The organism is Microcystis sp. LEGE 08355 (assembly GCF_015207185.1).
GTDB classification, from domain to species: domain Bacteria; phylum Cyanobacteriota; class Cyanobacteriia; order Cyanobacteriales; family Microcystaceae; genus Microcystis; species Microcystis panniformis.
In genome coordinates this window covers 1-11,715 of sequence record NZ_JADEXI010000092.1, presented here as the reverse complement: position 1 = coordinate 11,715, position 11,715 = coordinate 1, and the positions used below count along the sequence as shown (strand labels likewise).

Below are 11,715 nucleotides of genomic sequence, written 5' to 3'. Positions count from 1 at the left end.
CTGAGATTGGTAAATCTTTGACTAAATGTCGATGATTTTGGTGTAGTTTATCGCTCTCTAACCCACAACGAGGACAGGACGTTCGGCGAGATCAGTCGAGCCGTTGCTTTTTGATTTTTCGATTCGACTGGTCAAACTATACCGATATTTTCTAGGTGTCGATAGCCTTGAATAGAGGTTCCTTCTAGGTTCAAGAATTTGTCAAGCATCATAAGTAAAATACGCGGGTTTTTGGCTATTATATCAAATCTTAACTCAATTGTCTATCTTTTGGTATTAACCTGTTTGTGCTGTAAGTCCTTTCCTGTATGAATTTCAGCTACTTTTGAGCGTAGTTGCTCTCATCGAATTTTATTTTAAGTTAATTATTTGCATAACAATTCCCGAAGAGCCCGGTAAAGGATATTCAAAGCATTATTAAAGACTATGAACAACAGTAAACAGATTATAATTGTAACAGCTATTAATTGGACTAACCACCTATGAATATTAAACAAAAACTATCTTTAGTAACACAAAATCTCTCTGATGAACAATTAGAACCATTGTTAGAGTTAGCAGTAAATTTACAAAATAACAACCCAAATACACTTAACTTTACTGAACAAATTACCTCTCAAGCTTATCAAGAATGGGTTAGTTCTGATCATGACATCTACGACGAGATTTTTGCCGATGAAATTACAAAAGGGTGATGTAGTATTGTGTCAAGTACCCATGCCATCCAGTCAATTTCAACAGTTTAAGCTTCGTCCTGCTGTTATCGTATCAGCTAATGATATTAATCAAATTTTAGATGATGTAATGGTTGTTCCTTGTATCTCTAATCGTAATCGCTCCTTAACAATACGACAATATTTAATCACAGGAAATGAGATTAGTATTGCAGGGATTAGAGTAGAGTCAGTTGTTCGCTGTGAATCAATTTTAACCTTGAATAAATCAATGATTATCCGAAAACTAGGTTATTTATCACCACCAGCGATAACACAAGTGAATGAATGCTTGAAAATTGCCTTATCCCTATGAATAACTATAATTCCTACTTACAAACCGATGAAGAAACGGCAACCGCTTGGATAAACCAACAACTAGAAAGCTTGGGAGTCAAACTAATCTGATCAACACAAAAATAGAACTACCCTTGATTTTTACAGAGGTATATTTTTAACGGGGAAGGATGTCAACCCTCACTTCCAGACTCAACAGTATGGCCGACTTCGCTGATCCATTGGGCAATTTCTGCGGGGGATGCGGTGGTTTCTACGGTGACGATTTTATTGGCTACATCCACCGATATTTGGGCTGCCGGTTGCTGATTATTAATCGCTTTAGTAATGGTATTAGCGCAACCTTCACAGGCAATACTAGGCACTTTTAGGGTAATTGTCATTGTTGTAACTCCAGTAACTTTATAGCTAAAGACTAGCATAAATTGTCAGGGGTAGCTTATTTTTTAAGAGTTTATTTACCATTTCAGCACTGCCGCTTCGATCCCCTGTTCCCGACGCAGTTTACTATCTTTTTCTAGCCATTGGATTACCTGTTTATGGGTTAGTTCTTCTATGGTTACTCCCGTATCTTCGGCGATTATTTTTAGTAAGCGTAGGGAAGAAATCGTTAAACGAGTCAGGAATTTTTCGGGAGAAGTCAAGAGGGCAGCGTCCACATCCGCGGATTCTTCTGGGGTTAAAAATTGTCTGTTTTCGATCATAGTTTTATTTGGTTTCCATCCAATTGTCACCGGCTTTTATTTCTACCAAGAGAGGGACTGTCAAGGAGACAGCTTCTTCCATAGTCGTCTTGATTTTTGACTCTAGGGATGGCCATTCTTCCCTCGGTACTTCCAAGACTAATTCATCATGGACTTGCAGCAGTAATCTCGCTCGATAATTTTGCAGTACCTCGGCCAATTTTACCATCGCTACTTTAATAATATCAGCACTGGAACCCTGAATGGGCGCATTAGCAGCCGATCTTAATAATTGTGCCTCCTCGTTGTTGAGTTTGAGGCTATCTAAATCGATGTCATGTAAGGGCAGTCCTCGCAGTCTTTTTAAGAGAGGATTATCGAAGTTAAAATAACGTCTTCTACCCAAAATAGTTTCCACATATCCCTGAGCAATTGCTTGTTTTTTGCTATTCTCTAAATACTCAAATACTTGGGCATAACGTTGATGATATTTTTCAATAAATTTTCTGCCCTGTTCTACGGTTAATTTCGATTCACGGGCGAATTTTTGCGCTCCCATGCCGTAAATAACTCCGAAGTTAATGGTTTTCCCTAAACTGCGTTCTTCTGGGGTAATTTCCCCTTTATCAAAGAGCAATTGAGCCGTGACTTTATGAACATCTTGATTACTACGATACGCTTCTAATAAAACTGGTTCTTGGCTGAGATGAGCCAGAATTCTTAACTCGATTTGTGAGTAGTCCGCTGACACTAATAAGTACCCCTCTTCGGGGATAAAAGCTTGACGAATTCGCCGGGAAAATTCACTGCGAACGGGGATATTTTGCAGGTTAGGATTGGAGGATGATAAGCGTCCGGTGCTGGTGATGGTTTGATTAAAATCCGTATGCACTCGTGCGGTTTTTGGTTCGGCTAATTTCGGTAAAGCATCCACATAGGTGGATTTTAATTTGGATAAGGTGCGATGTTCAAGGATATAATCAATTAGGGGATGATCCCCTTGTAGTTTCTCTAAAACACTTTGATCGGTAGAGTAACCTGTTTTAGTTTTTCTGGATTTTTTGCGATTGAGTGCCAATCGCTCAAAAAGAATTTCACTTAACTGTTTAGGAGAGCCAAGATTAAAAGTTTCTCCGATAGATTCATAAGCTTTTTTTTCTATGTCTGCTAAGTCTCTTTCTAGTTGCTGGGACAAGTTTTTTAGATAATTGACATTAATTTTTATCCCATAATTTTCCATCTGCCACAGCACCATGACGAGGGGAGATTCTACTTCTGAGAATAATTGATATAAAGAGGTAATTTTAGTTAATTCTGCCTGTAATTTTTCTCGAAGTAAATAGGTAGCGTAGGCATCTAATCCACAGTAGTTGGCAGTGGTGGTAATATCTAAATCAGCGATGGTTTTTCCCCCAGGAATACCGAGACTTTTATAACTAAGGGAAGTGATACCGTCCAAATAGCGATCGCATAAATCTTCGAGATTATGAGTTAGTTCGGGATGGAGGACATAACTAGCCACCATAGTATCAAAAACTAGACCTTTAACGGTAATTCCTTGATGATAAAAAACATCAATATCAAATTTCGCATTCTGGAAGACTTTCGGATAATTATCACCAGCTAAAATTGGGCGTAATTTTTCGAAAACTATCTCTAGATTTAAATTATCGCCGCTCTGGTGTCCGATAGGAATATAGGCCAGAGAATTTAATTCTTTTCCCCAACAGCAACCGATGCCGACTAATTTGGCTACACGAGGATTTAAATCCGTAGTTTCGGTGTCCCAAGCGACGGGAAATTGCCGATTAGTAAAAGTTGTTAATTTGGCCAGTAGAGCATCTAACTTAGGAATAGTATCAATAATGTCGGGAGCAATTAGAACCGGTGGAGAAACAGGGGGTAAATCAAACAGAGACAATTGATTAGAATCAGCATCGCTAGTTAATTCTAGGGGAGGAGTGCCACCTAGCTGCTGTTGAATTTGATCGAGTTTCTGGAGAATTTTCTTTAACTCCAATCTTGCCAATAAAGGTTTAACTAAACGCCGATCAAAACCTCGGAGACGAAATTTCTCCTCATCGAGGCTAACGGGGGCATCAAGGGCAATTTTGGCTAAATAGCGAGAACTTTCGGCGGCGGGTTTCCCCTCTAATAATTTAGTTTTTACCATTCCCTTGATCGATTCCAGATTGGTATAGATATCGTCTAAGTTATCGTATTTTTTTAATAAATCTATCGCTGTTTTTTCGCCAATTCCGCGCACTCCGGGGATATTATCAGACTTGTCACCGCAAAGAGCTTTAAAATCTACTACCTGTTTTGGTGTCACCCCTAACTTTTCCGTGACAGCTTGGGAATTAAATTCTGTATAACCCTGTCCCGATGTACTTTTGACTGCATTAATATCCAGATAGAGAACCGTGGTTTTTTTCTCCTCATCTACCAATTGGAATAAATCTCGATCGCCTGTTAAAATCTTGACCGTATAACCATTATCGCCGGCTTGTTTTGCCAAAGTTCCTAAAACATCATCTGCTTCGTAACCCGGGGAAGTAACAATAGGAATATTCATCGCTGCCAAGAGACTTTGCAGATTAGTTAAATCGGGGCGAAATTCTTCGGGAGTCTCTTGCCGATTCGCCTTATAATTGACATCAGCTTCATGGCGAAAAGAAGGAGCGGCTAAATCAAAAGCGACCGCTAAATAAGTGGGTTTTTGAGTTTCTAGTAACTGCATCAGAGAATTTAAAAACCCAAAGCAAACACTGGTGGGAATGCCAGTAGAAGTACGCAGAGGACCAGAACGAGACTTAGCAAAGGCATAATAGGCACGAAAAGCCAAAGAATGCCCATCAATCAGGATAAATAGCTTATTTTGCTCGCCACTGGTCATAATCTAGCCTCTTTAGTCCTATCAAAATAATACTAAATATTGTATAAAATTTACATTCCCTATTTTGCCCGAATTTGCCCAAATTTGACAAGGGGGTTTTTTCTGTATTAGAGTATAACATATGCTGCCATTGTTCTAACCTTAAATCTTTCTATCTCTTTACAGACGGCGGATGCCTGTGCTACCAATTGCATCAAGATCATTTACAGTCATCTTGCTTGTCCCCCTGTCAGGGAAAAACTAGACCGAATTACAGTAGCTCCCAATATTTGTTTAGGACAACTAACTATCAGAAAAATGCGGATTACTGTAGGTTCTGTTTTAAAGCTGTTAGCGAAGGGAATTATGCTACACTAGCATCAATATCTAGTCAAAAAGACTTGTAGTTTATGACTCCTCATCTTTCTCTTAGCCAGATTATAGAATCTATCGATCAACTTTCTTTAGAAGAACAAAAGCAATTATTTGAAAAATTAGCGCAGAAAAAACAACAACAAGAGCATCCACTGCTCAATATACCAGCTACACTAACCTATAACCCCCTCTTAGATGAAGTCATAGAGAGTATATAAACCTATCGTCAAAAAGTTGACCAAGAAGACAGTCAACAAGTTGAAATACCGTGACCCAATATATATTAGATACCGATCATATAACCCTACTGCAAAAACTACATCCGAACTAAGTTCGGAGATTAGCGTCTATCAATCCTGATGATATTGCTATAACAATTATTAGTTTAGAAGAACAAGTCAGAGGATGGTTCAGTGTAATCAGAAAATACTCTCAAAGCAATCAATATGAAAAGTTAATCAAAGGGTATCAAGGTTGGAGAGATGTAGTTAATTATCTGAGCAAATTTAAAATTGTTAACTATACTTTAGAAGCTCATTATCATTTCAGAGAATTACGGGAGCAAAAAATTCGTATAGGAACACAAGATTTAAGAATTGCAGCGATTAGTTGATCAGAAAACAGTAGGCTCTTCGGTTTGTGTTATGCAATGGACAGGGGTTATAAGGGATGGAACCCTTATATAGAAAGGCATTTAGCGATTTTTGTTAATTGTTTTTTATCTAGAGCGAACTAATCAATTAAATCTCTTGCCAGATAAGGATTTAGTCGATTTATGCCCCCCTATCGAACCATACCAAGTAACGAAGAACCGAATATCATAAGTTTTCTGGTTGAAGAATCCTGCACAATTGGGAAAGTTGAACTTTCTTCAAAATATAGTTTAAGGCACAAATATTACTTTTAAATCTAGAAATATTTTAGTTTTTTTGGGTTAAAATTTGGTTAAGCTTACTTTAATCACTCTTAACCTTAAACCTTGATTAGAAAAGTAGTTAGTTAGTAGTTTTATCGGCAAGATTTTCTAGGGAAAATAGACGAGGTTTAAGCCGATGCCAAGAAAAACTAATTGATCCCATCATTACAGATTATACTAAATCCGTTGAGTACAGGCTAGTTATGAGGAGAGGCAAAAGGCAAAAGGGAATAAATAATCAGTTTTTAATAACTGGATTTAGTATTAGATCAGGATAAGCGCATCTCAAATACTATGGAAAATTGGTATTTTGCTAGTTAATTTTACTACCTAAGCAAAATTAATTACAGTTCTAAGCTGTTAGCTGTCAGCCGTAAGCCTTGAATCAGTTTCATTGATCAGTTACCAGTTATCAGATGTGAGTTTTAAATTCACTGATCACTTACTGATAACTGAAAGGTCTCCTGTCTCAACTAGGAAATTAATTGTCCACGACTACTTATATAGCAATTCCCATAGTTGTGAGGTACAGAGTCTTAGGTTTTGACAAGTCAGGAGTGAGGAGTTAAGATTTTGCTGTACCTCATGAGATTGGGAAACGCTATAAGTTCTCAAAAATTGCGACCCTAGTGATCGTTTAAGATCGAAGTATCAACCTTGGCCAAATTTGAGAGATAAAGGTAATGGCTCGATCGCACCCCGTTCCTAACTTGCCGGTAGCCCCGGAAAAACGGCAATTCAACCCGCGGTTGCTGTTGCCCCTAGCTGTTGTGATTGCCGCCGGTTATCTCGGTTGGCGACATTTTGCCCCGGTCCCCCCAGCTACGGTACTCAATGTCAGTGGCAGGATTGAAGCAGACGAAACTGATATCGGGGCAAAAACTGGCGGACGAGTAGATCAAATTTTAGTCCGGGAGGGCGATCGAGTCAAAGCAGGACAAGTGATCGCAGTAATCGTCGATGAGGAAGTTAATCAACAACTGCAAGCAGCGATTGCGTCCGTTAACGCCGCCCGACAAGAGGAAGCACAAGCATTGTTAGATATTAGCGTGGCCGAAAGTCGCATTCAAGAAGCGGCAGCGAACTTAGTGCAAGCAAAAGAAGACTCCTCCGGACGAGTTAGCCAAGCGAGCGCCAACGTTGCTGCCAGTCAAGCGGCAGTAGAACAGGCCAAAGCGGAGGTAAAACAGGCAGAAGCGGCAATAATCAGGGCAGAAGCCCAATTAAAACTGGCTTTAGCCGATCGAGAACGTTACGATCAACTATTTAGGCAAGGAGTAGTTAGCCAGCAACAATTCGATCGCACCCGTACCGATGCCGACGCGGCCAAAGCAGACTTAGACACCGCTAAAGCGACTCTCGTGGCACGACAAGCCGCCGTTAACACTGCCAGGCAGCAACTGCTAGCAGCCCAGGGAAATTTAGCCCAAACCCGTTCCACAGCCCTTAATTCCGTCATTCGCAGTAATCAGTTAAGCGCTTACCAACAACAAAAAGAACAAGCCAAGGCCCGATTAGCCATAGCCCGGGCAAATTTACAAGCGGCGATCGCTAATCAACAACAATTACAAAAACGTCTCGACTCCATGCAGGTAAAAAGCCCGATTAATGGCATCGTTCAGGATCGTCCCTTGCAACCGGGGGCCGTAGTTAGCAGTGGGAAAACCCTGCTCACCGTCATCGATCCCCAATCGATCTATCTGCGCGCCTATATACCAGAAGGGGACATCGGCAAAATTTATGTGGGCAAACCAGCGCAGGTATTTCTCGACTCCGATCCCGATCGCCCCTTAGCTGCTAAAGTTAGTGCGATCGATCTAAAAGCTGCCTTTACTCCCGAAAATATTTACTTCCAAAAAGATCGCGTCCGGCAGGTGTTTGGTGTCAGATTAGCGATCGATCAGTCGGAAACCTACGCTAAACCCGGGATGCCCGCCGATGCTAAAATTGACTTGAAAATTGGTATATAATTCAACTAATTACAAATCGTTATCTTGAGGGGCTTTGCCATCGGGAGTGCAGATGACTTACCTATCCCAAAAACCTCTGATATTCGAGGATTTTTTACAAAAATATGGCAATGAATTTCGCTATGAATTAGCCGATGGAGAATTAATCGATATGGAACCGACCGGGCCGCATGAAACGGTTAGCGGTAAAATAGCGACCCACATCGGTATGGCTTTAATTAAAGCGCGAAAACCTTGGTTCATTCCCCGAACCTGTCTGATCCGCCCTTTTACCGACGCAGCCACGGCTCGTCGTCCCGATGTTGTCGTTCTCGATGAGACCGTTCTCGCTCTAGAACCCCTGTGGGACAAAGAACCTGTAATTACCCTACCCCGATCGATTCAATTAGTTGTCGAGGTGGTCAGTAGCAATTGGGAGACCGATTACGCTCGTAAGGTGGAAGAATACGCGCTTTTTGGAATTCCTGAATATTGGATCGTCGATTATCGCGGATTAGGAGGAATTGCCTTTATCGGCAAACCCAAACAACCCACTTTTACCGTCTGTCAACTACTTGATGAAGTTTATCGGCAACAACAATACCGTTTGGGAGAACTGATTTCCTCTCCTATTTTTCCCGATCTTCAACTCTCTCTCAACGATGTTATGCCTCGTTGATGTAAACGGGTCTGGCTTTACTAATAACCTCAACTGTTTCAGAAATATGGTTCTTCGTTACTTGGTATGATTCGATCAGAGGGCATAAATTGACTAAATCCTTATCTGGCAACAGACTTAATTGATTAGTTCGCTCTAGATAAAAACAATTGACAAAACAAAAATCGCTAAATATCTTTCTCTATAAGAGTTCTATCTCTTATAACTCTCCCCCATTGCATACCACAAACCGAAGAACCTGTTACATTTGATAAATTGAGGAGTTGATTAAAATTTATCCAGATAACCCACCTCCTGTTCTGTATTATTATTATACCATCCTCACACACAACCTAGAAGAGCCGAGTATCTTGCTTTGCAACAACAAGGGTTTCCATTAATTAAACTTGCTAAGAAGTTAAAAGCAGTAGGGGCAATTCATGAATTGCCCCTACTTGGATGGTTTCCATTAATTAAACTTGCTAAGAAGTTAAAAGTTTTGGTGATTGGGATCTGAGTTTTGTCGATCCTGAAGGTGTTTCCATTAATTAAACTTGCTAAGAAGTTAAAAGCTCCCTCCAAACCTACCAAAAAAAAAGGGGAAAAGAAAAGTTTCCATTAATTAAACTTGCTAAGAAGTTAAAAGGAAAAAAAAATGAAAATTTGTGTGCTGTTTAACGGGTTTCCATTAATTAAACTTGCTAAGAAGTTAAAAGAAAATTACGGACTTCGGGAAGTTCCTCGTGAACCTCCTGTGTTTCCATTAATTAAACTTGCTAAGAAGTTAAAAGCAAACGGTCCGAATTTATGTTTTGGACGATGACGATTATGTTTCCATTAATTAAACTTGCTAAGAAGTTAAAAGACGCAAAATACAAGTGATGCGTTCAGTCTGGCCTAAAGTGTTTCCATTAATTAAACTTGCTAAGAAGTTAAAAGGATGACTATGACAACTGCTGGTATCAGGCTTGCAAAGTTTCCATTAATTAAACTTGCTAAGAAGTTAAAAGATGCTTTGGCATTCACTACACGTGTTAACCGAGGTGCAGGAGTTTCCATTAATTAAACTTGCTAAGAAGTTAAAAGTTGGGTAATCAACAATGATTTTGCTTGTGTTTTTTGTTTTTTGTTTCCATTAATTAAACTTGCTAAGAAGTTAAAAGCTCTTCGTCTTCATGGTCTTCTACCCCGGAGCAATGGTTTCCATTAATTAAACTTGCTAAGAAGTTAAAAGGAGAAGGACGAGCATGAAACCCCACCAATGGGTCGTTTCCATTAATTAAACTTGCTAAGAAGTTAAAAGTAGTCATTCATAAGCCTCTCACCGAAACACAGCGGAGTTTCCATTAATTAAACTTGCTAAGAAGTTAAAAGGTTCGCAAGAACAAGAAATCCCCGATCCCAATGTTGAAGATGTTTCCATTAATTAAACTTGCTAAGAAGTTAAAAGTCGAGGAACAAATGACTGATAACCGCACTCATTTGTTTCCATTAATTAAACTTGCTAAGAAGTTAAAAGCAGTAGGGGCAATTCATGAATTGCCCCTACTTGGATGGTTTCCATTAATTAAACTTGCTAAGAAGTTAAAAGTCGGGGTGCGGGTTATTTACTTCGCAAAATTTAACGTTTCCATTAATTAAACTTGCTAAGAAGTTAAAAGGTTCAACTAAAAAAACGCCGCATCCTGACAATACTCAAGTTTCCATTAATTAAACTTGCTAAGAAGTTAAAAGATGAGGAAGCGAAAAAACAACTTCAAGGACGGCTACAAAAACTTAATTGTTTCCATTAATTAAACTTGCTAAGAAGTTAAAAGAAAAACATATGATTTCGAAAGAAATCTCTAACATCACGTTTCCATTAATTAAACTTGCTAAGAAGTTAAAAGACTAGCTTGGCAAAACTAGGCTGTATAAGGATTGTACAGCAATTTTTCGTGGGATATTGAAAAGCATAGACATTATTAATAATAATTCTCAATAGTTACCTCAGTCATAAGGCTCAAAGCCTTGCTGGGCAAGGCATCGACGCACCTCAACGAAAACTCTAGATTTTCAGGCATTGTGTCTAACCCACGAAAAATGTTGAGAAACCCCCCATTCCATCGGCATGAAACAATAAAATTTCTTCCACGCTAATGCCTATGCGATCATTGCCCTAGTACCATCTCACCTTTATAACCCTTAAATCTTTACGTCAAGCTATTTTGAAAGCCTTGCTAGAAACCAGTGTTAGGACAAGTATAATTACTCACTTGCATAAATGAGATGCTCTCTAGGTTAGTTTGTCCCCCTGTCAGATGCTATAGTTAATCAATTATTTTGCTTAACTATCTTTGTTTTCGTGATAAAGTTTAAAGAGAGGCCTTAGCAATTTATGATTATGCCAGAATCAGAGTCCCCTATTAATTCAAAAAATTTCTATTCTCGTAAACTTCGTGCCTTGCTAAAAGACCACTACATTTTGCAACAATTACAGTCTATTCACCCAGAAGAGTTACAAGGACAGATAGAAGAGTTACCCCTGCAAATAGCTAGTTCATCTGATCGCGTTAATCTAGGAGAGGCTCAAGGCACTAATATTAATAGCGTGAAACATCCCATCAGTGGACAAACTCGAAATATTACTTCACAAGACTTAAGACCAGAAATTCCCGCAGAAATTACCTCAGAAACGGATATAGAAAAACTATTTTGGTGGTTTTGGCGATTTTATCCCGAACTCATCCGACAAAACCAGAATGATTTTTTCCTCTATCCTGCTCACAGCATCCTTCCTGATTGTCCCCTACATAGTTACAAAAGTACCGTTTCCGCTCTAGTTGGGGCGATGTATCCCGAACATTGGCAAGAAGGAGGTAAATCCCAACATCCCTATCTTTTTCTCTTTACCTTTTCCCCAGTACAAGAATTTATCAAAGCATCCCGAAAATTTGTCGATTTTTGGGCAGGTTCCTATCTACTGCACTATCTCAGTGTTAAACTTTGTTGGTATATTGCCGAAACTTATGGGTCTGATGCTGTGATTACTCCTTCTCTTTGGAGTCAAGAAATTATCGATGCTTTAATTGTTAAAAAATATCCAGATTTTGCAGCTAATTTTGCTTATTTTCAAGACGGAACATCTCCAGTTGGTAGATTTGATAATGGCATTTCTACAAGTTTAAGTACGGCTGGATTTCCTAATGTGATTATGGCTTTAGTTCCTGGTAAAGAAGCAGCTAGAGAATTGGGAGAGAAATTAAAAAA

General features: G+C 39.3%; 9 protein-coding genes, 2 pseudogenes and 1 CRISPR repeat array. Of the genes and pseudogenes, 7 read left to right on the top strand and 4 right to left on the bottom strand.

All coding sequences use genetic code 11. The annotated features are described in order from the left end of the window. A pseudogene (locus tag IQ242_RS07030) lies at positions 1–212 on the bottom strand (transposase family protein); the annotation flags it as partial. Positions 213–482: 270 nt separating this feature from the next. Here IQ242_RS07030 and IQ242_RS07025 point away from each other — a divergent pair. Further along, positions 483–695, top strand: coding sequence for a hypothetical protein (locus IQ242_RS07025; RefSeq protein WP_002765380.1), 213 nt, complete (start codon positions 483–485; stop codon positions 693–695). Beyond that, positions 676–1,029, top strand: a complete 354-nt coding sequence (locus tag IQ242_RS07020) for a type II toxin-antitoxin system PemK/MazF family toxin (protein ID WP_193959474.1) — start codon at positions 676–678, stop codon at positions 1,027–1,029. Before IQ242_RS07025 ends, IQ242_RS07020 begins: the two co-directional genes overlap by 20 nt. A gap of 154 nt (positions 1,030–1,183) precedes the next feature. Here the strand turns inward: IQ242_RS07020 and IQ242_RS07015 are convergent, their stop codons facing one another. Genes IQ242_RS07015 through polA form a run of 3 tightly spaced genes read right to left on the bottom strand, consistent with a single transcriptional unit; the run spans position 1,184 to position 4,589 of the window. Further along, complete coding sequence (locus tag IQ242_RS07015) at positions 1,184–1,432, bottom strand: heavy-metal-associated domain-containing protein (RefSeq protein WP_002765377.1); 249 nt, start codon at positions 1,430–1,432, stop codon at positions 1,184–1,186. A gap of 36 nt (positions 1,433–1,468) precedes the next feature. After that, the gene (locus tag IQ242_RS07010) at positions 1,469–1,714 is read right to left on the bottom strand and encodes a hypothetical protein (RefSeq protein WP_193959473.1); all 246 of its coding nucleotides are present in this window, start codon (positions 1,712–1,714) and stop codon (positions 1,469–1,471) included. 4 nt (positions 1,715–1,718) lie between these two features. Further along, a complete protein-coding gene (polA, locus tag IQ242_RS07005; RefSeq protein WP_193959472.1) occupies positions 1,719–4,589 on the bottom strand; it encodes a DNA polymerase I in 2,871 nt (956 codons plus the stop codon). A 201-nt stretch (positions 4,590–4,790) separates the two neighbouring features. Here polA and IQ242_RS27035 point away from each other — a divergent pair. From IQ242_RS27035 to IQ242_RS06980, 5 genes and pseudogenes are all read left to right on the top strand, one after another. After that, a pseudogene (locus IQ242_RS27035) lies at positions 4,791–4,940 on the top strand (DUF433 domain-containing protein); the annotation flags it as partial. 38 nt (positions 4,941–4,978) lie between these two features. Then, positions 4,979–5,161, top strand: coding sequence for a hypothetical protein (locus IQ242_RS06995; protein WP_193959471.1), 183 nt, complete (start codon positions 4,979–4,981; stop codon positions 5,159–5,161). 1,381 nt (positions 5,162–6,542) lie between these two features. Further along, positions 6,543–7,829 carry an HlyD family secretion protein gene (locus IQ242_RS06990; protein WP_193959470.1) on the top strand — a complete coding sequence of 429 codons (1,287 nt, stop codon included), beginning with the start codon at positions 6,543–6,545 and terminating at the stop codon, positions 7,827–7,829. 52 nt (positions 7,830–7,881) lie between these two features. Then, positions 7,882–8,487: a Uma2 family endonuclease gene (locus IQ242_RS06985; RefSeq protein ID WP_193959469.1), complete on the top strand. Its 606-nt coding sequence runs from the start codon at positions 7,882–7,884 to the stop codon at positions 8,485–8,487. A gap of 369 nt (positions 8,488–8,856) precedes the next feature. Then, a CRISPR array of direct repeats spans positions 8,857–10,355; the repeat unit is 35 nt; unit sequence GTTTCCATTAATTAAACTTGCTAAGAAGTTAAAAG. Positions 10,356–10,849: 494 nt separating this feature from the next. Continuing rightward, positions 10,850–11,715, top strand: an 866-nt coding sequence (locus IQ242_RS06980; protein ID WP_305070278.1) for a type III-B CRISPR-associated protein Cas10/Cmr2, incomplete at its 3' end; no start/stop codon positions are given.

Excerpts from the sequence above, each read along its gene's own strand:
- IQ242_RS07025 (WP_002765380.1), top strand. The coding sequence starts at position 483 with ATGAATATTAAACAAAAACTATCTTTAGTAACACAAAATCTCTCTGAT.
- IQ242_RS07020 (WP_193959474.1), top strand. The coding sequence starts at position 676 with ATGAAATTACAAAAGGGTGATGTAGTATTGTGTCAAGTACCCATGCCA.
- IQ242_RS07015 (WP_002765377.1), bottom strand. The coding sequence starts at position 1,432 with ATGCTAGTCTTTAGCTATAAAGTTACTGGAGTTACAACAATGACAATT.
- IQ242_RS07010 (WP_193959473.1), bottom strand. The coding sequence starts at position 1,714 with ATGATCGAAAACAGACAATTTTTAACCCCAGAAGAATCCGCGGATGTG.
- polA (WP_193959472.1), bottom strand. The coding sequence starts at position 4,589 with ATGACCAGTGGCGAGCAAAATAAGCTATTTATCCTGATTGATGGGCAT.
- IQ242_RS06995 (WP_193959471.1), top strand. The coding sequence starts at position 4,979 with ATGACTCCTCATCTTTCTCTTAGCCAGATTATAGAATCTATCGATCAA.
- IQ242_RS06990 (WP_193959470.1), top strand. The coding sequence starts at position 6,543 with ATGGCTCGATCGCACCCCGTTCCTAACTTGCCGGTAGCCCCGGAAAAA.
- IQ242_RS06985 (WP_193959469.1), top strand. The coding sequence starts at position 7,882 with ATGACTTACCTATCCCAAAAACCTCTGATATTCGAGGATTTTTTACAA.